Genomic DNA, 25,638 nt, shown 5'->3' on the forward strand with positions numbered 1-25,638 from the left:
GTCGTTACTTAATCAGCCGAATTAATCCCTGTTGCCGATTGCATAAATAACGGAATCGGTTGCTCTGTTGCTAATTCAACGGCAATGATTTGTTTGTTTTTGTACTGCGCCCAATCTAACGTACGGGTAACATACCCATTCGTTTCAATACTTAATTCGCCACTGATGCCAGCAAAACGTTTTCCTTGAATCATACTTAGTTGCTTAACATCACCTAATAGGCTGGTTGCATCATATGCCATGGCAAATAAGCGCTGACTTATATCTGTATTTTCAGGCCATAAGCGTTCGTATTGCTGACGCAAGTTATGCTGCTTTATCTGACCGTCAAGCATCCAAGGTAGTTCAGTAAAATACAGCCCTTCTAGATCACCTTTATCGGTACTGTCTATTTGTTTGCTATGGCTTTTAGAGCTTGCGTATAGCGGAATACGATCTGCGAAAGTACTTACATTAACATCTAAGTACGGTTTGATGAGGCGAGTTTCAGTTGCATCACCTAAAATATAAATAACATCAATATCGCTACGCGAGCGAGTTTCACTTTCGACTTCTTGCTTAAAGAGCGACTTAACCACTTGGATCCGCTCTTTACTTTGGTCCACTTCTAACAAGCCCGTGATAGTTTTTGGCATGTCATCTTTACCTGCGTAAAAACCAACTTGTGGTTTCACTTCACTGTAACGTTGCCATTGTTGGTTAAAGTACTCAACGAGGCGCTGGCCGTTACTGTTGTTTGGAGCAAGTAGCATTGGCTTTTGGTAACCAGCGGTTAAAAAGCGCTCTAATGCTTGTTGTATTTCGTGTTCAGGGCTTAATGCAAAGAAAAAATGCTGCTGTGAGATACGCTCACCCTCAAAACTATTAAGATGCATAACAGGGTAATCAATCAGCGTTTGTGCTGTGCTTAGCTTTTCAATATTACTTTTAAGCAATGGGCCAATCACAAAGTCAGCTTTAAATTCACTGAGTTTTAAGCTGATTTCAGCGGCAGAAAGTGATTCATCAATAAACAGTGTTTGTTCAAGTGGATGAGTATCAAGTGCGGCAAGTACACCCGCTTTTAATGCGTCGCCTAAGCGTTCGTTAGCGCCTGATAGTGGAATAAGCACCGCTAAACGATTGACATTAAGAGGCTCAACTTGCACAAGCTCAGTGACTTTCTTAGGTAAAATCTCTGCTGCAGGGTGACCTGGATAGCGTCGCATCCAGTTATTCATCGCTTGATGCAATTCAACCGGCGCCCCTAAATACACTTGGTGATAAAGCGCCAGATTAACCCAACCTTGTTGTACCACCGAGCCGCGATTAAAGCGCTCAAGCGCATAAGAAGATAGTTGAGTAAGGCTTGCCCATAAGTCTTTATTTAAATCAGCAACCGTGAAATTATTTTCGTTGCTAATGGTTGATGCTGCAAAGTAATAAGGCATTGCTTGTTTAGGCATGCCTTGTGATGCATAAACGCGAGCCGTTAAATATTGATGCCATGCTTTATGCTCTGGCAAGGTGAGTTGTGATTCGAGCAACTGTAGTTGCTCTAATGCGCGATCACTTTTACCTTGTTTCTCTTGTGCTAAAGCAATGTAAAGCTTGTTTTGAATTTGATCTACGCTTGGTGTGCTCTCGAGCTCAAAACAGATTGTTTCAAGCAATGACCAGCGCTGCTCAGTAATTGCTGCATCGCGAGCGGTATAAAGTAATTGAATTTTATCGGCACCTTGGCGATTTAACGCTGCTTGGTACATTGATTGCGCATCGGTTAGTTGTGATAGGGCTGTGTTTGCTTGCCCCGACTGATTTTCTGCCGTATTTGATGGTTTTTCGGTTGTGCTACAAGCCGATAACCCCGACAATACAATTAATAGACTAACAAGTTTAAGTCGCACAATGATTTCCCAATACGTTAACGCGATTTGCTTATATTACTGACTGACGCAGGAGACCTCAATGTTAAATGAGGAGAATTCAGATAAAATCGGCACTCTTTACATTGTAGCCACACCAATTGGCAACTTTGATGACATCAGCCAGCGTGCCATACAAACCCTATCTGAGGTTGACTTAATAGCCGCTGAAGATACTCGTCACACAGGAAAGTTGCTAAGCCACTTTAATATCAAAGCAAAAACCTTTGCTTTGCATGATCACAATGAAAAACAAAAAGCCCAGCAAATCGTCGATTGGCTAGAGCAAGGAATGAATATCGCGTTGGTTTCAGATGCGGGCACGCCACTGATCAGTGACCCGGGTTATGCCGTGGTAAACTTGTGTCGTGAGCAAGGTGCACATGTTACACCAGTACCTGGTGCATGTGCAGCCATTACGGCAGTGTGTTGTTCTGGTTTGCCGACCGACCGCTTTCAGTTTATCGGTTTTACACCTGCGAAAAGTAAAGCCAGACAAACTTTTTTTATTGAGGCTGTTAATTCAGGTATCACGAGCATTATGTACGAAAGTACCCACCGCATCATGGCAAGCCTTGATGATTTAGAAGCCGCATTAGGCTCAGACCAACCGGTGGTATTTGCCAAAGAATTGACCAAAACATTCGAAACTTTTTTCAATGGCAGCGTTGCTGAGCTAAAGCAGTTTTTAACGAATGATCCAACAAAGCAGCGCGGCGAAATAGTATTAATGCTGCCGGGTAAAGCGAAGCAAAGCGATGATATCCCAGAAGATGCCCGCCGTATGCTTGGCTTACTCGAAGCCGAAATGCCACTTAAAAAAGCCTGTGGCGTGGTTGCAGAGTATTTCGGTTTAAAGAAAAACGCGCTTTATAAAGCAATTATTGACGAAAAAGACTAATTCTTTACTGCACTCGGCTGCATGCTCAGGTATACTGCGCGCCGAGTCAGCCGAGATAATCGCTGCCTGCAACGAAAATGCGCAGGGGGAGGAAAGTCCGGGCTCCACAGGGCAGGGTGCCAGCTAACGGCTGGGGGGCGCGAGCCTACGACAAGTGCAGCAGAGAGGAGACCGCCAACTTCGGTTGGTAAGGGTGAAAGGGTGCGGTAAGAGCGCACCGGGCCACTGGTAACAGTTGGTTGCAAGGTAAACTCCACCCGGAGCAAGACCAAATAGGGTTCTATCATTTTAAATAATGAACACGTGGCCCACGTGAGAACCGGGTAGGTTGCTTGAGCCATAGAGCGATTTATGGCCTAGACGAATGATTATCCACGACAGAACCCGGCTTACTGGCTGACTCACCAAATTAATGAAAGCCCACAGTGAAAACTGTGGGCTTTTTGCTTTCTAAATCACAAGCAATTTTTAACCAAGTATAATCATTCCCTAATCGCCATCATTATTGATCTTGAACAAGGTTGCTACGTTGACTCTGTTTCACAGAATGATACAGTGAATTTGAACTTTAATTCTAGCCAAAGGAGCTGCCCATGCTAGGCGAAAAACACTCGTTATTGAATGAATTCCCAGAGTTTAATGAATTAATCCACAACCTTGCCAAAAGCGATGCCCATTTTAAAAATACCATGCAACGATACGATGACATGGATAAAGAAATTAGAGAGCTTGAGCTTAATAGTTCTCCGATTGATGACAGTGAAATGCATGAAAAGAAACACCAAAGAGCTGCGCTGAAAGACGAACTTTATGATTTCTTAAAAGCGAAAGCATAAAACAGAAAATGACACCTAATGCCCCTTGCTCTTATGACTCTCGCTGACAAGGGGTGTTATTTCCCAGTTAACCCTAATTTATACCTTTCTAACGCTTTTAATTCCCTTATTTTCAATAGTTTTATATGTTAGTAACTGTTTATTCAGATTTTTTAAATGGGTGGAATTTATATGTTTGCGAAGGGAGCAATCAAAGCCGTCTCACTGTGTATTATGGCTATGTCTGTCAGCCTGAGTGCCGCAGCAAGTATCAACAATACAGAGACTATGTGGCCAGGCACGGTTTACAACACGGATATACCTACATTTAAGCAGGTTCTTGGTTATGATGTAGGTGAGCGCATTACTAATTACAACGATATGCGTCGTTATTTAACAGCCCTTGAGCAAGCCGCTCCTGAGCGTATTAAAGTTTTTAAGTATGCAAACAGCTGGGAAGGTCGTGAGCTTGTTTATGCGGTTGTTGGCACCGCTGAGCATATTCGCTCATTAGAAACCCTTGCAAAAAACACGCAATCGCTGGCAGACCCACGAAGTACATCTGCGAAAGATGCAAAGTCACTCATCAAAAACTTACCCACTTCAGTGTGGCTGCAGTATGCAGTACACGGTAATGAAATTAGCTCGACCGATGCGGCACTGTTCACCGCTTACCATTTATTAGCGGCACCGAACGATACCATTAACAGTAAAATATTAGAGAACACCGTTGTATTTATTGATCCCCTACAAAACCCTGATGGTCGTGAGCGCTTTGTTTCTCGCTATTATGCCACTGTCGGATTAGAGCACAGCGCAGACCGTTTAAGTGCAGAGCATAATGAGCCTTGGCCTCGAGGTCGAGTTAATCATTATCTGTTCGATATGAATCGTGATTGGTTAGCACTTACTCAGCCTGAAACAAAGGGTAGAGTAGCTGCAATTAATAAATATAAACCTCAAGTAGTGGTTGATATTCATGAAATGGGCGGCGATCAATCATATTATTTTGCGCCGGCTGCTCAGCCATTCAATCCCCATATGACAAAAACGCAAATAGCCAATATGGATGCTATTGGCCAAAATCATGCTAAATATTTTGATGAGTTTGGCTTTGATTATTTTACCCGCGAAATTTTTGATGCTTTTTATCCTGGGTACGGTGATAGTTGGCCTGTATTTTATGGTGCGTCAGCATCAACCTACGAAGTAGGCTCTGCTCGCGGCCATGTTTTTGAAAAAAACACCGGTGAACTTCTCACTTATTTTAATACAGTGAAGCGTCAGTTTGTGGCATCAATTTCTACCGCCGAAGGTGCAGCTAATCAACGTGAGAAGCTACTTAATGACTTTTACCAATATCAAGTTGATGCAATTGATTCAGGTAAGAAGAGTAAAGAACGTGTGTATATTTTACCGAACCAAAGTAACCGTGAAGGAACGCATAAACTTGCGACGTTAATGGCTGAACACGGCGTAGAAGTTCAACAAGCAAATGAAGATTTCAAAGCATGCGGTGTTAAATACAAAGCGGGTAGCTACTTTATTGATACAGCGCAGCCGCGTGGTGTATTTGTTCGTACTACATTTACAGACCAAGTTGATATGGCTGAAGCCTTTGTGAAAGAACAAGAAAGACGCCGTGCTCGTAACCTAGGCGACGAAATTTATGATGTCACAGGCTGGTCGCTGCCAATGATGTTTAATGTTGATAGCGATAGCTGTAGTAAGGCTGTGAGCGCTGACAGTAAAGCGGTTCAGGCTAACGACACACTGATTGGTAAAGTGAATAACCCAGAAGCCTCAGTGGCTTATATAGTTGCTTGGGGCGACACGGCCGCTGCACGCTTTTTAACCGCAGCGCTGCAAGCAGGCGTTAAGCTTAAAAGTGCTGACCAAGCATTTGTATTAGGTGATAAAACTAACTACCCAGCGGGCAGTTTAGTGATTGAAAAGCGCTTAAACGATAAAGACTTACTGACTAAAATTAGTCAAATTGCAGAGCAAACAGGTGCCATAGTCGATGGTGTTGATTCAAGCTGGGTGATTGATGGCCCCAGTTTTGGTAGTAATAAAACAGTGCCAATGGTGGCGCCAAAAGTGGCGATTGCATGGGATGTACCTACTAGTGAGCTAAGCGCTGGTAACACCCGTTTTGTTATAGAAAGACAGCTCGGCTATCCGGTAACGGCTATTCGTACACCAATGCTTGCATGGGCTGATTTAAGTGATTACCAAGTGTTGATTTTACCGGAAGGTAATTACGAGCAAGCATTAGGTAAATCGGGCGCGGCTAATTTAAAAAGCTGGGTTGAAGCTGGTGGCGTGTTGATTGCACTCGGTAATGCAAACCGCTTTACCACCCATGCTGATTACGGCTTATTAGATGTTAAGCGCGAGCAAGCCTACCGAGAAGAAAAAGCCGACAGCAGCGATGATAAAAGCAGTAAAGTGGCAGGGCAGTTATTCGCTTCTCGTGATGATTTAAAAGCAGCGAGCATCGAACCACACACCTCGCCAGACTATGTAGCCGGTGTACTTGCTAATGTTGAAGTAGACCAAGAGCATTGGTTAACCGCAGGCGTCGATAAAAATTTAGTGGCGGTGGCTTACGGTAATGATATTTACACGCCAATTAAACTTAACTCAGGCAAAAACTTAGCGTGGTTCACAGGTAAAGACGATGTACTGGCGAGTGGTTATTTGTGGCAGCAAAACAAAGCTCAGCTAGCTTACAAGCCGCTCCTTGTTCATCAACCACTAGGTAAAGGCATGGTGATAGGCTTTACACAATCACCGACGTATCGCGCCTACCTTGAAGGCATGAATGTATTGCTCACTAACACGATTTTCCGTGCTGCAGCTCATGCTCAGTAAGGTTTAGAACAAATCGAAATGCCCGGCCAAGTTGCGGGCTTTTTCGTGTTTAAAGCTTCTCTCAACATCTAAAATAAAAAAGCCCGCAGGGCAAAGGGCGGGCTTTTTAGTGTTCCATGGAGAGGAAGTGTTAAGACACAATCCCGAGTGGCTTACCTGTTTGCCAAGCGCCACGGGTAAAGTCTGGTATCGTTTTGCTGTTACTTCTGTCTGCAACCGATGCCATACTTTGTGGAAAGATAGATGACCAGGCTGCAGCATCGTAAACATCTTGATCCAGTGGTTCATTGTTACGCAAGCAGTAAATCATGCGCCATAACATTATGAAATCCATGCCGCCGTGACCACCGTTGCGAACGGCTTCTTCACCCATACGTTGCCATAATGGATGATCAAACTCTGCACGCCATTTTTCCATATCGTGATCCCAGCGATGGAAATTTTGCATATGTGGTTTACGGCCTTGTGAGCCCGCACTTTCCCATGCTGCTACTTCAGCTTCATATTGCTGCTGGTAGATTTTTGCAATGGCTGGTGGTACATCTTCTAGGGCAATGCGGTTAGGAAAACCTGCAAATGTCCCATTAGTACCTTGAATTAGGTTATGGCGGCTGTACGGGCGTGGGCTTGTGGTGTCGTGCTGAACCATAATGCTTCGGCCTTTCACTGTTTTAATAATGCTGGTGTTCATGTCGCCAGCAGTAAATTTCAGTGAACGACGTTCGTGGCCTGCAGGAAATTCACGTTCTGCGTAGGCTGCACGGCCAAGTGCAGGTGAGCTGACTGATGTTACGAAATCAAAGCGATCACCCCGGTTGATGTTCATATATTGAGAAACGGGGCCTAAGCCATGAGTGGGGTATAAGTTACCGTTTACTTTTGTATGCCAGTAAGTACGCCACGAGCCGGTACTGCGGTCAATTTCTTTCATTTGCCAACGCAGGTCATGAATATAAGCGGCTTCACCATGCAGTAACTCGCCAAATACGCCTTTACGAACCATGTTTAGAACCATTAACTCGTCACGGCCGTAGTTAACGTTTTCCATCATCATGCAGTTCTTTTGAGTGCGCTCAGCAGTGTTTACTAGTTGCCAGCACTCTTCCATAGTGGTTGCTGCGGGTACTTCAACAAAGGCATGTTTACCACTTTCCATGGTTTCAACACTCATTGGTGTGTGCCAACGCCAAGGTGTTGAAATGATCACGATGTCGATGTCATTGCGAGCCAGCATGTCTAAATAGGCTTTATCAGACCCCGTGTAAGCAGTTGGTTTAGGTAAGCCTTTTTCAACAACATAGTTAATTGATTTCTCGAGCATTAGCTGATCTGTGTCACAGATAGCTTTAATTTCAACACCTTCAATGTGGCAAAGGTGTTTTACATGGCCGCTACCACGTTGACCAACGCCAATAAAACCAACACGTACCACATCCATCGCAGGCACAGCTAAGCCCATTACGCTTTTACCTTGTGACGCAAGTGGTGTGCTTTGATTATCACCTTGTTGGCTTTTCGCACAGCCAGTCACGACTGTCGCGGCGGTAATAGCTGCGGCAGATTTTAAAAAACGTCGTCTATCTATTGTCATAACGATACCTAAATCACTGAGATTATTTTAATAGTGGGTTTCAGTTGTTTCTTTTTATCTTAATTGAAAGACAATTACAAAAGTTAACAGGTAATCAAAATTGCAGCATGTCCGCAATAATATATACAACTAACACAGTTCAATCTTGGTGTAATAGATGTATTTAATTTACAGGATAAGTATTAAATAATATTACTGCCTTGCTCAGGATCGCGAGACTGATCGGCTTGTTCACGAATATCATCTGCATCACTACTTATATCATCCAAGCTATGGTCGTCGAGAGTGTTTGATGTTTGTGGGGGCGAAGTGGTGTGATGACTGGTGTGCTCGGCATCGGTATTTAAAATAATTCGTTCGCGAGCATCATCTGGCATACTAATTTTTTCTGCTAAATAGGTGTTTACTAACATTCGCATTAGCTGAGATGCTACTTTAACCGTGCTATGTTCACTGCTGTTTACCCAAAAATAAATGGTTAAATTAAGCGTGGCAGATCCAAGCGATTCAATGAGAACCTGACTGGGGGGATCATTAATAACGGCAGGGTTTTGACTTACGACTTGCATGGCTAATTGCTGAGCATAGCGAATGTCATTATCGTAGCCAATGCCTACTGTAAAATGGCCGCGCATTTTGGGGTTCGCAGTAAGGTTTTTAATGACATTTTTATAGACGGTAGCATTCGGTATTTGAATATGATTACCATCAAAATCCACCAAAGTAGTGGCGCGAGCTGTGACTTTTTTTACTACCCCTAAGCGGCCATCTACTTCTATTACATCGTCAATCCGAAACGGTCGCTGTACGCTGAGTAGCATACTCGAGATAAAATTTTCGGCGATATCACGAAATGCGAAGCCAAGGATCAAGCCCACCAATCCTGTACCACTCATGATAGCGACGGCAAAACTGGTTAGCCCTGCAAGACGTAAAAATAAGTACACCCCAAACAAAATAATAACGATGCTAAAAAAGCGCCGTGTAACGACATGTAAAAGCTTACTTTCACTCACAAAACCCAGTGGTTTAATCAGTACATATGACAAAGGGCGAGCCAGTAAGTAGCAAATAATAATGGCGACAATACCGAGTGTGAGAGCCGGTAACATTTGCCAAGCAGTGTGTAAAAACTGCGTAACTTGTGAGTTTAAATCGTACCACGTAAGGCTTTCAATTGGCGTCGACGTCGTGGTTGATAGTATGGGTGTGATTAAATTAGTTACTTGATTAGTAAGATATAAATAAAAATTCATTGCACCACTCCATGGATTATAGCCGGGCAGTTATAAGCGTAGCTCAATGCAAGTTAGACGCCATTATTAGTGGCAAGTAGTTTGCAACGACACCTTAAGCTAAGTAGAAAGTGAGGAAGAATATGTCTCATGGCAATCGCGGTTTTCAGGCTCGCTCGCCGCTGGAAATTCCATTACGGGGTTGGTGGGATATAAGCAAACGGGTATATCATAATTTATCACAAGATAATTTATCGTTTGTTGCGGCAGGTGTCGCATTTTATGCACTGCTAGCAATCTTTCCTGCACTGGCTGCCATTGTGTCTATTTATGCCTATTTTGCTTCACCAACGGACATTCATGAGCAGTTATCTAAAGTGATTGCAATTTTACCTGCCAGTAGTCGCGATATTATTTTACTGCAAGTGAGTGAAGTGACGCAGCAATCGCAAAAAGTCTTGAGTATGAGTGCTATAGGCACTTTATTGTTAACAGTCTGGAGTAGCAGTAAGGGCTGCCAAGCGCTGATCACGGCCTGTAATATTACATACCATCAGCATAACAAACGGCAATTTTTTGTGGCGTTACTGGTCCGTTTTTTATTTTCGTTGGGTGCTATAATCGTCGCTCTCGTGGCGTTATTAATTATTGGTATTTTACCTATTGTGCTTAACCTGGTTGGCCTAACAGAGCTAATAGATTTAATGATCACGCTGATAACTTGGCCGCTGCTGGCAATCATTTTTAACGGTGCATTGGCATTTTTATACCGCTACGCACCTCATCGAAACCCCGCTAAGTGGCGTTGGATCACACCGGGTTCAATGCTCGCGACTGTATTATGGATCGGGGCATCGGTTGGTTTTTCATTTTATGTCTCGCAATTTGCACGTTATAACGAAACCTATGGCTCTTTAGGGGGCGTGGTTATTATGCTGATGTGGCTTTATATCAGTGCTTATATCATTATTTTTGGGGCGGCAATTAATGCCAGTGCTGAACAGCAAACGGTCATTGATAGTACTGTCGGCCCCGAAAAAGAAGTCGGAGAGCGCGGAGCAACCGTAGCAGATACATTGATGACACAGCAGACTAAACATTCTTCTGAATAGAACGATTGGCGCTAATTTTACGCATGGTTGTTAGTTAAATTGGCGTCTACAATCATTTCATATAATTTACGGGAGTAACGTTATGAAAGTGATTCAACAATTAAATAGCCATGCCACTCAAGATGGTGATGGTGTCAATATTAGCCGTATCCCAGGCTTTGATGGAAAATACTTAGATCCATTTTTAATGATCGATGAGCTTAAGTCTGACGATCACAGTGATTTTATGGGGGGCTTTCCTGCACACCCTCATCGTGGCATTGAAACCTTCACTTATATTATTAAAGGAGGGTTTGAGCACCAAGATCAAATGGGTAACAAAAAAGCGATTCGTGCAGGTGATGTGCAATGGATGAGTACTGGCTTTGGTGTGATCCACAGTGAAATGCCGTTAGCAGATGCAAAAGAAGGCATGCATGGATTCCAAATCTGGTTAAATATGCCAAGTGCAGAAAAGCTCAGAGCACCGCGTTACCAAGATACAACAGAAGCCCCCGCACCGGTGACTCGTAATGATCAAGGGGTTGAGTTAAAAGCGCTTGCAGGTAGTTGGCAGTTTGCCAGTGAAGAGCAGGTTTCAAGCTTACAAGATTTAGCCGCTAATGGCATGTTAGCTGATGTGACTTTGCCTGCCGGCACTGAATTTAAACACGCGCCTCTTAAGCAAACTAAAGTGATGTTGTATATACACACGGGAGAAATTAATACTGAACAGGGAGGGCCTGTTAAAGCGGGGAGCTTGTTAATTTTAGAGCCTGGCAGTGACATTGAATTTAATTCGCAAACGGGGGCGGGTGTCTTGGTGCTTGCGGGCGAACCACTAAAGCAGCCGATTGCTCATATGGGACCTTTTGTTATGACGACGCAAGCAGAGTTACATCAGGCTGTACGAGATTATCAACAAGGTAAATTTGGCACACTCTAGGAGGTTATCGTGGGATTACTTGTAAACGGCCAATGGCAAGATAAATGGTACGACACAGACAACAACCAAGGTGAATTTAAGCGTGAATCAGCGCAGTTGCGTAACTGGGTAACGGCTGATGGTAGCAAAGGGGCAAGTGGCGATGGGGGATTCAAGGCTGAGAAAGGTCGGTATCACTTGTATGTTTCATTAGCGTGCCCATGGGCTCATCGCACGCTGATTTTTCGCCATTTAAAAGGCCTTGAAGACTACATTAGTGTCTCGGTTGTGAGTCCTGACATGCTAGAGCATGGGTGGACATTCGATAAAGATAATCACAGCACAGGTGATGCTTTATTTGATAGCGACTATATGCATCAAATTTATACACGTAACAAAGCTGATTATTCTGGCAGAGTGACGGTACCTGTACTTTGGGATAAACAGACCCAGCGCATTGTCAGTAATGAGTCTGCAGAGATTATTCGGATGTTTAATAGTGCATTCAATGAACTTACTAACAATGAACGCGATTTTTACCCTGCAGCGCTACGTACTGAAATTGATGAAATAAACGAGTTTGTTTATCACAATATCAATAACGGTGTGTACCGTGCAGGCTTTGCAACAACGCAAGAAGCGTACACCGAAGCGTTTGATAATTTGTTTGCCGCTCTTGATAAAATAGAACAGCGTTTGACTCATAATCGCTACTTAGTGGGCGACACACTCACAGAGGCTGATTGGCGTTTATTCACGACCTTAATTCGCTTTGACAGTGTTTATGTGGGTCATTTTAAATGTAATTTACGCACCATCGAAAGTTACCCTGCAATTAGTCATTATTTACGCGAGTTATACCAAATTGAAAAGGTGAGTGAGACGGTCGATTTTTACCACATAAAACGTCACTATTACTTCAGCCATACGATGATAAATCCGACGCAAGTGGTGCCAAAAGGACCCGATATAGACTATGGCCGAGCGCACAATCGTGACCAATTATAGTACTCAGAGTAGCAGCTCATGTGAGCTGCTACTGATACCCTTTCATTACGTCGCGAATAGTGTCGATACCAAACATGACTTTTTGAATAAACGACTCAGCGCTTTTTACGAGATTAAAATGCGGGTGCTGTGACCATACTGCTTGTAATTTATCATCTAGCAAAATTGCTTGCTGGTCAGACTCGTTACGAACAGGGTTGTTACTGTGGATACTTTGCCCTGACTTGGCCGCGGTTTCAAAAAAAATCACAGCATCATATTGATTAAGTTCAGTGTGAAGATCGGTCCCTAAGCATTGAAAAAACTCCGCCTGATCACCTGGCCAATATGCGAGACCATCTAAGCTACCACGATCGCACAGCATTAAACGATCAGGGTGTATAGTACGTTGAATATGTTCAAGGTGTTTCTGTAAGCTGAAGATAGCTTGCTGGTGAGCTTTTACAAGGTGAGGGGCATTACCCCGTTCTATTCCGCCGCCAAATAACATGGTTGCCGATTCAGGCACTACCACAATTTGTTTCGAGAACTCGCGTCGTAATAAGTCGATTGCTGTTGTTTTACCGCCACCGGGGCCACCGGTTAATACAATCCGTTTTTTCAATTAGGTTATCCTGTTAACACGCAAAACTTATTTACACGGTAAAGAAAAGACTAACAAATGAGAAGTAAAAAGCGTATTTTTTGTGATAAAGATCACAACAGTCGTAACAGCCAGCTAAATTGACTGAGTTGTTTAAGCTTTCCATGCTGATGATCATCATTTTTTAAAGCCCCATAACCTACACCCGCCGAAAAGGCACTCGCAAGCCCGACTTTAGTAACGGCGAATCGCTTTAAGCGATAATTAAATGCTTGGTGATGTTGGCGTTTCAATTCATCGAGTAAATCCATTTGCTGGCTTAAGTTATTAACCTTTTTCTGCGGTTTTTTTATGAAGTAATCAATAAACATCATTTTTCCTTATTGAGGTTTAGTAACTGTCGAATACTTGTTATGGTTTTATCAAAGCCAATTTTGCTGCTGATATAACCAATATTTTTCCACAGCCAAATTAAGCAAAGTATTTGCATGGTAAACAGCGACACCGCTGACAGCCAAATTGATTCACTTAGACTAAATATAGCAAGACCGATGGATGCTAATAGTCCAGCCCAAAGTAACACCAATCCCCCAGCAAAACAGACGATCAATATTATGGTGAGTGCCAGTGAACGCATTGACAAACGCCATTCAGCAGCAGCTAAATCTTTGCAGATCCCCATTTGTTGACGGTAATCAACGTAAAGCTGTTTAGTGTAGTCAGTGAGTTTGGCAAGATGATCTTGCCACTGATCAGCATGGAGTTGCTGATCAGTGGTTTCTTGCGTTTTCTCATCAGTAGGGTGAGAGTGCGACATAATCGTTACTTATTACGACGGATTAGTGCGCTCACTAGCATACCTGCTGCAAATGCAATACCTGCTGTCGCTAATGGGTTTTCAGATGCTAGTTGACGTGTTTTGCCGCTGTATTCATTTATTTTTTCACGCGCAACCGCTTGTTTTTCAGACAATGTTTTTGCCGAATTAGTAGCTCCCTCTCGAACACTGTGTTCAGCGCTTGCTGCACGTGATGATAGAGCATCAACGGCATGATGCGCTGCTTCGGTTGCTTTTTCAGTAAATGGCGCCTCTACTTGAGCCGCTTTCGTATCTGCACTGCTTGTGGTGCTTGAATTCGATTTGTTTGTTGCGGTAGTCATAATCATTCCTTAAAAATTGCCATTAAATTGGTAAGTACACTGTCGCAACCTTCGTACCAACAAATAATATTATTTAATATCAGGTTGTTATGAAATTAATGGCTCATATAAGTCGGTATTACCCGTAACTATTGCAGGGTTATTGCGTAAAAATTACCGAATTCGATTTTATTCTACTAATTTGTAATTATTCATTGGTCATTCATTAGCCATTTTTACCCAATAGCTTGCCAAGAAAACTGCAAAAAAGATTTTTTTCTTTGTTTCCCACTTTTTCCCACGTAATTCAGTAGCTTTGCTTGAAGCCTTATTTTTTCTGGCTTTACAAGCAAGTTATGATGATCTGCTTACTTGACAAAATAGCTTGTCAAGCCCTAAACTGGAGCACTGTGGTAAAAAGTGGTTTTTAGTGGATCAAATTGGATCAGTAATAATCGTTAACGATTTACAACCTAATTTTAAGGCAAGCTATGTTTCGGGGTGCGAGCTCTCTGAGTTTGGATGATAAAGGACGCTTTGCGGTACCGACTAAGTACCGAGATGCGATCTTGTCTGAAGATCAGGGCACCGTTATTTGCACCGTAGCACTTAATGAGCCTTGTTTGTGGTTATATCCGTTGGCTGAGTGGCTTGAAATTGAATCGCGGTTATTAAAAATTTCTAATATGAATCCACGTGCACGCCGAATGCAACGCATGTTGCTTGGTAACGCTACAGAGTATCAACTCGATAAAAATGGCCGAATTTTGCTTGCACCGTCTTTACGTGCACATGCTGAACTTGGAAAAAAAATCATGTTGGTTGGCTTGATGAATAAGTTTGAGATTTGGGATGAAGATCGTTGGCATGAACAAATGCGCCAAGATACTGAGATAGAACGCCTAGGCGATTTTGAGGCGAATCCCGAATTCGATAATTTCTCACTCTAACCACAAATAAAAAAGGCAAAAAATAGCTAATGACAGCGCAATTTGAACATGTCTCTGTACTGATGGAAGAAACCATAAATGCTTTGGACATAAAGCCCGAAGGTATTTACATGGATGGCACATTTGGTCGCGGTGGACACTCAGGACAAATTTTAGCGCGTCTAAATGATCACGGTCGCTTACAAGCAATCGACCAAGATCCGCAAGCTATTAAAGCTGCCGAAAAATTTGCTGATGATGCCCGTTTTTCAATTGCCCATACCCGTTTTTCTAATTTAAAAACGGTGGCGGAAGACAATGACTTAATTGGTAAAGTCGATGGCATTTTATTAGACATTGGTGTGTCATCACCTCAACTAGACGATGCAGAACGCGGTTTTAGTTTCATGAAAGATGGCCCGCTTGATATGCGCATGGACCCAACCAGCGGTCGCAGTGCTGCACAGTGGTTAGCCGAAGCGGAACTTGAAGACATTACCCATGTGATCAAAACCTTTGGTGAAGAAAAATTTGGTCGTCGTATTGCTCATAAAATTATTGAAACTCGCGAGCACACACCGATTACGAGTACCAAACAATTGGCTGATTTAGTTGATCAAGCCGTGCCAGTAAAAGATAAACATAAGCACCCTGCAACACGCACCTTTCAGGCGATTCGAATTTATATCAACAGTGAGCTCGAAGAAATTCAAACGGCGCTTCAAGCTGCTGTTGAAGTATTAAAGCCGGGTGGACGGCTGGTGGTTATTTCGTTCCACTCACTCGAAGATCGTATTGTTAAGCAGTTTATTAAGAAACAGAGTAAGGGAGAGGCGATACCCAGAGGTCTGCCTTTAACAGATGCACAAATAAATAAAAACCTGACGTTAAAAGCAGTGGGTAAAGCCATTAAGCCGAGCAAGGAAGAAATTGAATTAAATCCTCGTTCGCGCAGCTCGGTGCTAAGGGTTGCACAGAGGTTGTAATGAAAGCAAAAGCGACACATCGCCAACCAAATTTATTTGTAGAGATTTTCAAAGGCCTAGGAGCTAATAAGCTGACCTTGGCCTTGTTGGTTGTGATTCTCGCATCGAGCTTGAGTGTCGTGCAGGTAACTCACTTAGCTCGTCAACAGTTAATAGAACAAGATAAGTTATTGCAAGAGCGTGATGAACTAGACCTTGAATGGCGCTACTTGTTGGTAGAAGAAGAGTTTTATTCACAGCATGCACGTATCGAAGAAGTTGCAACCATGCAATTAGAAATGAAACGGCCAACCAGCCAAGACGAAAAGGTGGTAATACTGCAATGATAAGCAGAAGGAAAAAGCCAACTAATACCTTGATCACATGGCGCTTTATGCTGGTGTGCTCGGTTGTATTTTTAGTCTTTATGACGCTGGTAGCGCGTGCCGCATTTTTGCAAGTAATTGAACCAGACAAAGCGCGTTCAGAAAGTGATAAACGCACAGTACGTGTTGAAAAGCAACATGTACAACGCGGTATGATCTTTGATCGCAATGGCAAAGAGCTGGCGGTAAGTGTGCCTGTGGTTAGTGTGTATGCAGATCCCAAAGCCTTGCATAAATCGTTGGTCAGCAAAGTGCTTCGCCAAGCGCGTAAAAATGGTGAAGATCAAAATGCACTGGCAGAGAACACCGCAGAATTAAATAGACGCATTGCCGCTTATTACAGCAATGATATTCGTTGGCGTGAGCTGGCGGATGTACTGCGTATTGAGCCAACTAAAATCAATGCGCGCCTGCGCGATAATCCGAAACGCCGATTTGTATATTTAAAGCGTCAGGTAACGCCTGCGGTTGCTAATTATATTGGTGATTTACGTTTGCCTGGTATTCATTTACTCGACGAATCAAAACGTTATTATCCTGCTGGCGAAGTGACAGCGCACGTGATTGGTTTTACGAATATCGACGGTCATGGAATCGAAGGAATCGAAAAACTATACGAACAACAACTAACCGGTGTTGAAGGCCAGCGTACTATTCGTAAAGATGCCCAAGGCCGCGAAGTTGAAGTACTTGATGAGCGTGAGCGTGTAGAACCAGAGAATATCCATTTAAGTATTGATCAACGTATTCAAGCCATTGCTTATAAAGCGGTGAAGTCAGCCGTATTATCTTACAAAGCAACATCGGGCTCGGCTATGGTCGTAGATGTAAAAACCGGTGAAGTACTGGCAATGGTTAATAGCCCTTCATTCAACCCGAATAATTTATCAGACGCAGCACCACACAAACGCCGTAACCGTGCCATTACCGATTTGTTTGAACCGGGTTCGACTGTTAAGCCACTAGCCATTTTGGCTGGTTTAGACTACGGCTCAATCCAACCGGATGAAATTATTGATACTTACCCAGGCTGGATGCGCGTTGGCGGGAGCTTAGTACAAGACACGCGTAATCACGGCGAAATGAGCTTAAGAGAAATCTTAAAGTACTCAAGTAATATGGGTGTGACGAAGGTCAGCCAAACCGTACCGAAAGACTATTTTGTGGGCCTTTATGAAAAAGTTGGCTTTGGCAGTGACAGCGGCACCGGAATGGTCGGTGAAAGTAGTGGCTTATTTTATCCACACCGTCGTTGGTCTGATCACGAAATTGCCGCTTTATCGTTTGGTTATAACTTAGCGGTAAGCACGGCACAAATGGCGCGTTTTTATGCCATGTTAGGGTCGGGTGGCGTTATGCGTCCTTTGACTGTGCTGAAGCAAGATTCAATTCCTGAAGGCGAGCGTGTTTTTCAACAAAAGGATGTTGAAGCCGTTGTGCACATGATGGAAAGTGTATTTGAAAAAGGCGGTACGGCACAAAAAGTTCACGTAGATGGCTACCGTGCAGCGGGTAAAACAGGGACCTCTAAAAAGGCCGCTGTGGGTGGTTATGGTGACGAATATGTCGGTTATTTTGCAGGTATAGCGCCAGCCAGCAATCCTCGTTTAGCTGTTGTGGTAATGATAAATGAACCGGGTGGAGATGTTTATTATGGCGGAGCGACGGCAGGTCCTGCATTTGCAGAGATTGTCTCCAATGCCTTAAGAATTTTAAACGTCGCACCGGACAAAGATGCGGTTGCGTACGTGGAAGGCAAAGATAACGATGCGTGATTTAAAACCCATTCTTAATCATATTGACGTGGAGGCTAATTCTTTATTAGTCAATCAACTGCGTCTAGATAGTCGCGATGTTCATCCCGGTGATGTATTTGTGGCAATTAAAGGCCATCAGCTTGATGGCGGCCAGTTTATAAAGAAAGCCATTGAAAATGGTGCGGTTGCTGTGATTGCTGATCGCTTATGTGAGTTTGAAAGTCATTTCGAACCACTTTACTTAGTGTCTGACTTAGCTAAAAAGCTGCCAGCACTCGCTGCTGCATTCTACCAACAGCCCTCTGCTGAGTTAGATTTAGTGGGCGTAACAGGCACCAATGGCAAATCAACAACGACGGCAATGATCGCGCATTTAGCGCAGCAATGCTATAAATCTGCAGCGGTTATTGGTACGCTGGGTTATGGTCACCCTGAACAGCTAACACCCTTAGCCAATACCACTCCATCAAGTGTTGATTTACAACGTATTTTATCTGAACTACGTGATCAACACATGAATGTGGTTGCAATGGAAGTTTCATCGCATGGTCTGGTGCAACAGCGCGTTGATCATTGTCAGTTTAAAGCCGCCGTTTTTACCAATTTGTCGCGTGATCACTTAGATTATCATGGCACAATGGATGCGTATGGCGATGCCAAATTGATGTTGCTGCGTGATCATAATCCAGAAACTGTTGTGCTTAATCAAGACGATGCACAAGTCGAACAGTGGTTAGAAAAGTACGACTTCAATAACCTAATTTGTTATGGCCATAAAAATTTAGCACCGAAAGGCGCACGCTATGTCTATTTTAGTGATGTCGTTTATAGCAACACCGGTATTTCGGCAACGTTCGAAACAAGCTGGGGTCACGCTGAGGTGCAATCTGCATTATTTGGTGAATTTAACCTCTATAACCTAGCAGCAGCAATGGCCACGCTATTAGGTATGGGTTACCCGCTTTCACAGTTAGTAGACGCATGTAAATCATTGCAACCGGTTGCTGGGCGCATGCAAGCGTTTAGCGCACCGGGTCAACCAACTTGTATTGTTGACTATGCACATACACCAGATGCACTTGCACTGGCATTGCAGGCTTTACAAAAGCATGTCCCCGGGGGCGTGAGCTGTGTGTTTGGCTGTGGCGGTGACCGCGATAAAGGCAAGCGTCCAATGATGGCAAAAGCGGCTGAAGGTAATGCTGATCGTATTATCGTCACCAGCGATAACCCACGCAGTGAAGACCCAAATGCAATCATTGCTGACGTGGTCGCAGGGCTTGAGCACCCAGAGCGCGCGCACTGCGAAGCAGACCGTGCTCGTGCAATTAGTTATGCAATAGAGCAAGCAAATGCCGGTGATGTGATTCTTATTGCAGGCAAAGGCCATGAAGACTATCAAATTATTGGCGATCAGCGTATCGACTTCTGCGACCGCCAATATGTACAACAACAACTAAAAGAAAAATCGCAAGGGGCGCAGTTATGATCCCGATGGATTTTGATTGGCTAGCACAGGTTCTAGCAACCGATTACCACGGTGGTAATCACAAAGTGAAAAATATAAATACCGACACGCGCACACTGTGCGAGGGTGAAGTATTTTTAGCATTACAAGGGCCTAACTTTGATGGCCATAAATTTGTAGCGCAAGCAAAAGAAAAAGGGGCGATTGCAGCCATTGTTGCGCGCCCTGTTAACGTTGATATTGTGCAGTTTGTTGTCGCAGATACTCGCATTGCGCTGGGTCATATTGGGGCGGCGGTGATGGCAGAAGTCTCACCAAAAACCATCGCAATAACAGGCAGTGTTGGTAAAACGACCGTAAAAGAAATGTGTGCAGCAATTCTGTCAGGCCACGGTGAAGTGCTCTCGACTAAAGGCAACTTTAATAACGATATTGGTGTGCCGCTAACATTGTTGCGTCTTGAGCCTCAGCATGAATATGCCGTGATTGAATTGGGTGCTAATCATATTGGTGAGATTGCTTACACTGTTGCCATGACAAAACCAGATGTGGCTGTTGTGTGTAATGTTGCCGCGTCGCACTTAGAAGGTTTTGGCTCGTTACAAGGCGTAGCGACAGCGAAGGGTGAAATTTACGATGGCTTAAAACCGGATGGGGTTGCCATTGTTAATTGTGATAGCGACTTTGCTGATTATTGGTTAGATAAACTGACTCACCGAACAGTAAAGCGTTTTTCTACCACACAACAGTTAGATTATTGGGCTGAAGATATAGTGCTTGATGAACAAGCGCGCGCTTCATTTATGCTGTGTACAACAGAGCACAAAGTCCCTGTAACGCTTGCTTTGCCTGGTAAGCACAATATTGCTAATGCGCTTATCGCTACCGCGTTAACCACTGAATTAGGTGTGAGTTTAGACAGTATTGCAACTGCGCTTGCATCCATGGGCGAAGTAAAGGGACGTGTTAATGTACTGAAAGTATCAGATAAGCTAACGGTAATTGATGATACTTACAACGCAAATGTGCAGTCAGTTAAAGCAGCCATTGATTTATTGAGCGATATGCCCGGACGCCGTATTTTCGCCTTGGGTGATATGGGCGAACTTGGTGAAGAAGCACGTTTTTATCACCAACAAGTGGGTGAGTATGCTCAGCAAAAGGGCATTGATGAACTTTACAGCCTTGGCGTATTGAGTAAGTCGGCCAGTGATGTTTTTGAAAAGCCAAATCGTCATTTCTCAAGCCGTGAGCAATTATTACAACAATTACAAAGTGTGCTCGCTGAATCTCAGCAAAAGACCACCATTGTAGTGAAAGGATCGCGAAGTTCTCGTATGGAACTTGTGGTAGCAGATTTAGTTAACAGCCAGCAAGATGGCAACAATGGGGTAACGTCATGTTAGTGTGGTTGGCAGAGTATTTAACACAGTATTACAGCGGCTTTAATGTGTTTTCATACCTGACGCTGCGAGCGATTTTAGGTATTTTAACCGCCTTACTTATTTCACTTTATTATGGCCCTAAGCTTATTCGCGGTTTACAAAAAATGCAGATTGGTCAAGTGGTTCGCCATGATGGTCCGGAATCTCATCTGTCTAAAAAAGGCACGCCTACTATGGGCGGAATTTTGATTCTTGGTGCGATTTTTACCAGTACGCTGTTGTGGGCTGATTTATCAAATAAATATGTGTGGGCAACGTTATTTGTTGTGGGATCATTAGGCGTAGTGGGCTTTATTGATGACTACCGTAAAGTAATTCGTAAAGACCCCAAAGGTCTCATCGCTAAGTGGAAGTACTTTTGGCAGTCAGTGATCGCCTTAGTTGTGGCAAGCGCACTTTATTTTACTGCGCAGCAAGGCACTGAAACATCGTTAGTAGTGCCGTTTTTTAAAGATGTACTGCCACAACTTGGCTTGTTTTATATCGTCATGACTTACTTTGTTATTGTCGGCACATCTAACGCGGTAAACCTAACGGATGGGCTTGACGGTTTAGCAATCGTTCCGACTATTTTAGTCGCGTCGGCTCTGGCCATTATTGCTTATTTAACGGGTAACGTGAATTTCTCTAGCTACTTACATATTCCTCATTTACCGCTGGCAAGCGAACTGGTTGTAGTGTGCACTGCGATTGTGGGGGCAGGGCTTGGTTTCTTATGGTTTAACACTTACCCAGCACAAGTATTTATGGGCGATGTAGGCTCGCTTGCGCTTGGCGGCGCACTGGGCATTATTGCGGTATTAGTTCGCCAAGAATTAGTGCTCATTATTATGGGCGGTGTGTTTGTGATGGAAGCTTTATCGGTAATTTTACAAGTCGGTTCATATAAGTTACGTGGGCAGCGCATTTTTAGAATGGCGCCTATTCATCACCATTATGAGTTAAAGGGATGGCCAGAACCACGTGTGATTGTGCGCTTTTGGATTATTTCGATTGTGCTCGTGCTTGCGGGCCTTGCGACATTGAAGATCAGGTAAATGACAGTAATTAACGAGATTAAAAATAAACACATAACAGTGCTCGGACTCGGTGTAACCGGTCTGGGCATTGTGCGTTTTTTATTGTCTCAGAATATTCAGCCAAAGGTTGTGGATAGCCGAGAGCAGCCGCCAGGTGCTGATTGGCTAGCTGAGCATGCGAGTGAGCTGGTTACCCACTTTGGTGATTTAGATAATGCAGCGCTTAGCAATACCGACATCATTATTATCAGCCCTGGGCTTAGTTTAACAACGCCAGCAGTCGCAAAAGCAATGGCTGCGGGGGTGGAAGTGATTGGTGATGTTGAGCTCTTCGCGCGCTTAACAGATAAGCCTATTGTGGCAGTGACGGGGTCAAACGGAAAATCAACCGTGGTGACGCTGGCATTTGAGGTACTCAAAGCTGCGGGTTATAAAGTGGGCCTTGGCGGTAATATAGGCACAGCTGTACTTGATTTATTAGCGCATGACTACGATGTTTTTGTGCTTGAGTTATCCAGTTTTCAGCTTGATACCACCCAGAGCTTAAAAGCACACAGTGCGTGTGTACTCAATGTGAGTGAAGATCATTTAGATCGCTACCCAAGCTATCAAGCTTATATCGACTCGAAGCAACGTATCTATAATGGCGCAGCGCTTTGTGTTGTGAATGCCATTGATGCGGCAACACACACTGCAAAGCAGCCGCAGTTAAGCTTTGCACTTCGTAATGCCGATTACTCTTTAGTTGATCAACAGGGTGAACAATATTTTGCAGCACAAGGTAAGCCTCTGTTACCTGTAAGCAGCTTAAATGTTGTGGGCTCGCATAATCAACAAAATGCATTGGCAGTGATGGCGTTATTAAGCCCATTTGAAATCACAGCCGAGCACTATCAGCAAGCATTTAGTGCCTTTACTGGACTTGCGCACCGGTGTCAGTTTGTCGCTGAAATTAGTGGTGTAAAGTATTTTAATGACTCAAAAGCAACGAATGTTGGCGCGACTATCGCCGCAATTGAAAGCCTAGCCGATCAAGCTAAGCAATTAGTTGTCATTGCCGGTGGCGATGCGAAGGGGGCTGATTTAGATGCCCTAAAACCGTATTTGAACGACAAAGTAAAAGCCTTGGTCTGTTTTGGTAAAGATGCAAAAGCATTAGTGGCGCTTTCAGATAAAGGCCACCTTACTAGCAACATGCATGAAGCAGTGCTACTTGCAAAACAGCTGAGTGATCAGGGCGATATCGTATTACTTGCCCCCGCTTGTGCCAGCATAGATATGTATAACAACTATATGCAGCGTGGGGATGATTTTACCCAGTGCGTATTGGCGGAGGCAGTATGATTGCATTTGCTGATATTCGTGACGCGCTTACACCTAAACAATCTGCACAACTTTATGATGTGCCGTTGATGTATTGCATGTTGATGTTGATTGGGGTTGGCTTTGTGATGGTGACCAGTGCATCGATGCCCACCGCTGAGCGTTTATTTGATAATCCTTATCACATCATTATTCGCCATAGCATGTTCTTAATTATGGGCTTTTTCTTATTCTGGATAGCCACCAATGTCCCAATGGATTGGTGGAAACGCAGTAACCCTTATTTACTCTTGCTGGGCTTAGCTTTACTGGTACTGGTATTGATAGTTGGTCGTGAGGTCAATGGTGCAAAGCGCTGGATACCAGTAGGACCCATTGGTTTTCAGGTAGCAGAAGCCGCTAAGCTGTATTTTTTTAGTTATATTGCCGGCTATTTAGTGCGTAAGCGCGCAGAAGTACAAGAAAACCTGAAAGGCTTCTTTAAGCCGTTAGCCGTGTTTGGTGTGTATGCTTTATTGATATTGATGCAGCCTGACTTAGGCACCGTAGTGGTTCTGTTTGTTACGACGGTGGGCTTACTCTTTCTAGCGGGTGCAAAACTATGGCAATTCTTTGGTCTTATATTAACGGGGATTGCTGCGGTAGTCGTGCTGATTATTGCTGAACCTTACCGTATGGCACGTGTTACAGGCTTTCTTGAACCTTGGGAAGACCCGTTCGGAAAAGGTTACCAATTAGTACAGTCGCTAATGGCATACAGTCAAGGTGGCTGGTTTGGTCAAGGCTTAGGTAATAGTGTGCAAAAGCTACAGTACCTTCCCGAAGCACACAATGACTTTATCTTCGCTGTTATAGGTGAAGAGCTAGGGTTTTTTGGGGTGTTAAGTATTTTAGTGGTGCTTGCAATATTTGTTTTTAGAGCCTTGCTTATTGGTCAAAAAGCGTTGAAGTGCGGTAAAGAGTATGAAGGTTATTTTGCCTTTGCGATTGGTATTTGGTTTGCCTTTCAAACCATGGTAAATGTCGGCGCAAGTGCGGGGATCTTACCGACCAAAGGCTTAACCTTGCCGTTTATTTCGTACGGTGGTTCTAGTTTATTAATTATGACCATCGCAACAGGTGTACTTTTGCGAATTGATTTTGAAACCAAAATGGCGACAAAGCAAGCTACCTCACGCGGAGGCAAACGATGAGTAAAAAATTACTTGTAGTTGCTGGTGGCACTGGTGGGCATATTTTCCCTGGCATTGCGGTTGCAGATTTTTTAAAGCAGCAAGGTTGGCAGGTAAGCTGGATTGGAACACCCGATAGAATGGAAGCCAATGTTGTGCCCAAACACAATATTGAAATTGACTTTATTAACGTAAAAGGTGTGCGCGGTAATGGTATAAAGCGCTTGATTAAAGCCCCTTTTATGGTGATAAATGCCATTTTGCAAGCGCGTAAAATTTTAAAAGCGCAAAAGCCTGATGTCGTACTCGCCATGGGCGGCTATGTGACAGGCCCAACAGGAATTGCAGCAAAAAGCTTAGGGATCCCTCTGGTTATTCATGAACAGAATGCAGTGGCAGGTATGAGTAACCGTTGGTTAGCAAAGTGTGCGAATAAGGTTTTGGCTGCTTTTCCTTCGGCTTTTGCTAAAGGGCAGTGTGAAATCGTTGGTAACCCAGTGCGCGCTAGTGTTGCGACGGTAACGGCTAAGCAAACGCAAACGCCGATTAATGTGCTAGTGGTTGGTGGTTCGCTGGGGGCGCAAGTATTGAATCAGACTTTACCGGCTGTATTCAGTGAGCTTTCAGCGCAAACAACGCTTAATATATGGCACCAAACGGGTAAAAATAATGAACCTAATGTCACCGCGAGCTATCAACAGTTAGGGTTAGCTGATTTTAGCAAAGTGACTGAATTTATTGATGATATGGATAGCGCTTATCAATGGGCCGATTTGGTAATTTGCCGTGCTGGTGCATTGACAGTAAGTGAAATCGCTGCGGCGGGTCGAATGGCTCTATTTGTGCCGTTTCCACATGCAGTGGATGACCATCAAACGGCTAATGCAGGGTATTTAGTCGCCGCGCAAGCTGCTTTGCTGATGCCGCAAAGTGAGTTTACAAAAGATGCGGTTGTGAATGTGTTATCACCTTACTTAAACGCACCAGAAAAAATTTCAACTATGGCAAGTAAAGCAAAACAGCTTGCCATTTTAGATGCCACAGCCAATGTTGCGAAGTGCTGTGAGCAGCTAGCAAATAGAAGAGATAAGTAGTGAAAGAAAG

23 protein-coding genes and 1 other RNA gene are annotated in these 25,638 nt (G+C 43.8%); 17 read left to right on the forward strand and 7 right to left on the reverse strand.

The genetic code is table 11. The features are described 5' to 3' along the window. Window positions 1-8: 8 nt before the first annotated feature. A complete protein-coding gene (locus tag H3302_RS02235; RefSeq protein WP_065978175.1) occupies window positions 9-1,886 on the reverse strand; it encodes a penicillin-binding protein activator in 1,878 nt (625 codons plus the stop codon). A gap of 61 nt (window positions 1,887-1,947) precedes the next feature. Between H3302_RS02235 and rsmI the strand changes: the two genes are divergently transcribed. The 4 genes from rsmI (at window position 1,948) to H3302_RS02255 (ending at window position 6,497) form a co-directional block, all read left to right on the forward strand. Continuing rightward, entirely contained in the window at window positions 1,948-2,805 is an 858-nt protein-coding gene (gene rsmI / locus H3302_RS02240) for a 16S rRNA (cytidine(1402)-2'-O)-methyltransferase (protein WP_036971244.1), read from the forward strand. Window positions 2,806-2,847: 42 nt separating this feature from the next. After that, window positions 2,848-3,213: RNase P RNA component class A (gene rnpB / locus H3302_RS02245), an RNA gene on the forward strand. A gap of 185 nt (window positions 3,214-3,398) precedes the next feature. Next, entirely contained in the window at window positions 3,399-3,641 is a 243-nt protein-coding gene (locus tag H3302_RS02250; protein WP_036971241.1) for a YdcH family protein, read from the forward strand. A 171-nt stretch (window positions 3,642-3,812) separates the two neighbouring features. Further along, window positions 3,813-6,497, forward strand: a complete 2,685-nt coding sequence (locus H3302_RS02255; protein WP_065978174.1) for a M14 family metallopeptidase — start codon at window positions 3,813-3,815, stop codon at window positions 6,495-6,497. Between the two features lie 130 nt (window positions 6,498-6,627). Here H3302_RS02255 and H3302_RS02260 read toward each other — a convergent pair whose 3' ends face one another. Beyond that, a complete protein-coding gene (locus tag H3302_RS02260) occupies window positions 6,628-8,088 on the reverse strand; it encodes a Gfo/Idh/MocA family protein (RefSeq protein WP_074988818.1) in 1,461 nt (486 codons plus the stop codon). A gap of 182 nt (window positions 8,089-8,270) precedes the next feature. Further along, the gene (locus H3302_RS02265) at window positions 8,271-9,344 is read right to left on the reverse strand and encodes a mechanosensitive ion channel family protein (protein ID WP_036971234.1); all 1,074 of its coding nucleotides are present in this window, start codon (window positions 9,342-9,344) and stop codon (window positions 8,271-8,273) included. Window positions 9,345-9,466: 122 nt separating this feature from the next. On the opposite strand from H3302_RS02265, the gene H3302_RS02270 reads away from it, so the two are divergent. From H3302_RS02270 to H3302_RS02280, 3 genes are all read left to right on the forward strand, one after another. Further along, window positions 9,467-10,435 (forward strand): YihY/virulence factor BrkB family protein, encoded by a 969-nt coding sequence (locus tag H3302_RS02270; RefSeq protein WP_075594467.1) that lies wholly within the window; start codon window positions 9,467-9,469, stop codon window positions 10,433-10,435. A gap of 82 nt (window positions 10,436-10,517) precedes the next feature. After that, complete coding sequence (locus H3302_RS02275) at window positions 10,518-11,360, forward strand: pirin family protein (RefSeq protein WP_036971229.1); 843 nt, start codon at window positions 10,518-10,520, stop codon at window positions 11,358-11,360. 9 nt (window positions 11,361-11,369) lie between these two features. Next, complete coding sequence (locus tag H3302_RS02280; RefSeq protein WP_182396097.1) at window positions 11,370-12,347, forward strand: glutathione S-transferase family protein; 978 nt, start codon at window positions 11,370-11,372, stop codon at window positions 12,345-12,347. 28 nt (window positions 12,348-12,375) lie between these two features. Here H3302_RS02280 and H3302_RS02285 read toward each other — a convergent pair whose 3' ends face one another. The 4 genes from H3302_RS02285 to H3302_RS02300 form a co-directional block, all read right to left on the reverse strand. Further along, a complete protein-coding gene (locus H3302_RS02285) occupies window positions 12,376-12,951 on the reverse strand; it encodes an AAA family ATPase (RefSeq protein ID WP_075594466.1) in 576 nt (191 codons plus the stop codon). Window positions 12,952-13,043: 92 nt separating this feature from the next. Beyond that, complete coding sequence (locus tag H3302_RS02290) at window positions 13,044-13,304, reverse strand: hypothetical protein (protein WP_371915648.1); 261 nt, start codon at window positions 13,302-13,304, stop codon at window positions 13,044-13,046. Continuing rightward, complete coding sequence (locus H3302_RS02295) at window positions 13,301-13,747, reverse strand: hypothetical protein (protein WP_075594465.1); 447 nt, start codon at window positions 13,745-13,747, stop codon at window positions 13,301-13,303. Before H3302_RS02295 ends, H3302_RS02290 begins: the two co-directional genes overlap by 4 nt. A 5-nt stretch (window positions 13,748-13,752) precedes the next feature. After that, complete coding sequence (locus H3302_RS02300; RefSeq protein WP_074988822.1) at window positions 13,753-14,091, reverse strand: DUF883 domain-containing protein; 339 nt, start codon at window positions 14,089-14,091, stop codon at window positions 13,753-13,755. Window positions 14,092-14,561: 470 nt separating this feature from the next. Between H3302_RS02300 and mraZ the strand changes: the two genes are divergently transcribed. Genes mraZ through murG form a run of 10 tightly spaced genes read left to right on the forward strand, consistent with a single transcriptional unit; the run spans window position 14,562 to window position 25,628 of the window. After that, window positions 14,562-15,020: a division/cell wall cluster transcriptional repressor MraZ gene (gene mraZ / locus H3302_RS02305; RefSeq protein ID WP_036971213.1), complete on the forward strand. Its 459-nt coding sequence runs from the start codon at window positions 14,562-14,564 to the stop codon at window positions 15,018-15,020. A gap of 29 nt (window positions 15,021-15,049) precedes the next feature. Beyond that, window positions 15,050-15,985 carry a 16S rRNA (cytosine(1402)-N(4))-methyltransferase RsmH gene (gene rsmH, locus H3302_RS02310; RefSeq protein WP_036971210.1) on the forward strand — a complete coding sequence of 312 codons (936 nt, stop codon included), beginning with the start codon at window positions 15,050-15,052 and terminating at the stop codon, window positions 15,983-15,985. Further along, the gene (gene ftsL / locus H3302_RS02315; RefSeq protein WP_065978166.1) at window positions 15,985-16,311 is read left to right on the forward strand and encodes a cell division protein FtsL; all 327 of its coding nucleotides are present in this window, start codon (window positions 15,985-15,987) and stop codon (window positions 16,309-16,311) included. Before rsmH ends, ftsL begins: the two co-directional genes overlap by 1 nt. Beyond that, window positions 16,308-18,125, forward strand: coding sequence for a penicillin-binding transpeptidase domain-containing protein (locus H3302_RS02320; RefSeq protein WP_036971205.1), 1,818 nt, complete (start codon window positions 16,308-16,310; stop codon window positions 18,123-18,125). Before ftsL ends, H3302_RS02320 begins: the two co-directional genes overlap by 4 nt. Beyond that, window positions 18,118-19,596, forward strand: coding sequence for a UDP-N-acetylmuramoyl-L-alanyl-D-glutamate--2,6-diaminopimelate ligase (gene murE / locus H3302_RS02325; RefSeq protein ID WP_182396098.1), 1,479 nt, complete (start codon window positions 18,118-18,120; stop codon window positions 19,594-19,596). The genes H3302_RS02320 and murE overlap by 8 nt, the downstream gene beginning before the upstream one ends. Beyond that, window positions 19,593-20,981, forward strand: a complete 1,389-nt coding sequence (gene murF / locus H3302_RS02330; protein ID WP_182396099.1) for a UDP-N-acetylmuramoyl-tripeptide--D-alanyl-D-alanine ligase — start codon at window positions 19,593-19,595, stop codon at window positions 20,979-20,981. Before murE ends, murF begins: the two co-directional genes overlap by 4 nt. Further along, complete coding sequence (gene mraY, locus H3302_RS02335; protein WP_036971198.1) at window positions 20,975-22,057, forward strand: phospho-N-acetylmuramoyl-pentapeptide-transferase; 1,083 nt, start codon at window positions 20,975-20,977, stop codon at window positions 22,055-22,057. The genes murF and mraY overlap by 7 nt, the downstream gene beginning before the upstream one ends. Next, window positions 22,058-23,383, forward strand: coding sequence for a UDP-N-acetylmuramoyl-L-alanine--D-glutamate ligase (murD, locus tag H3302_RS02340; protein ID WP_036971197.1), 1,326 nt, complete (start codon window positions 22,058-22,060; stop codon window positions 23,381-23,383). It begins immediately after the preceding gene. Beyond that, on the forward strand, window positions 23,380-24,555 hold the full coding sequence (gene ftsW / locus H3302_RS02345; RefSeq protein WP_036971195.1) for a cell division protein FtsW: 1,176 nt from the start codon (window positions 23,380-23,382) through the stop codon (window positions 24,553-24,555). The genes murD and ftsW overlap by 4 nt, the downstream gene beginning before the upstream one ends. Continuing rightward, window positions 24,552-25,628 (forward strand): undecaprenyldiphospho-muramoylpentapeptide beta-N-acetylglucosaminyltransferase, encoded by a 1,077-nt coding sequence (murG, locus tag H3302_RS02350; RefSeq protein WP_036971193.1) that lies wholly within the window; start codon window positions 24,552-24,554, stop codon window positions 25,626-25,628. The genes ftsW and murG overlap by 4 nt, the downstream gene beginning before the upstream one ends. Window positions 25,629-25,638 lie beyond the last annotated feature (10 nt).

The organism is Pseudoalteromonas sp. MT33b, from assembly GCF_014117385.1.
Classification (GTDB): domain Bacteria; phylum Pseudomonadota; class Gammaproteobacteria; order Enterobacterales; family Alteromonadaceae; genus Pseudoalteromonas; species Pseudoalteromonas lipolytica.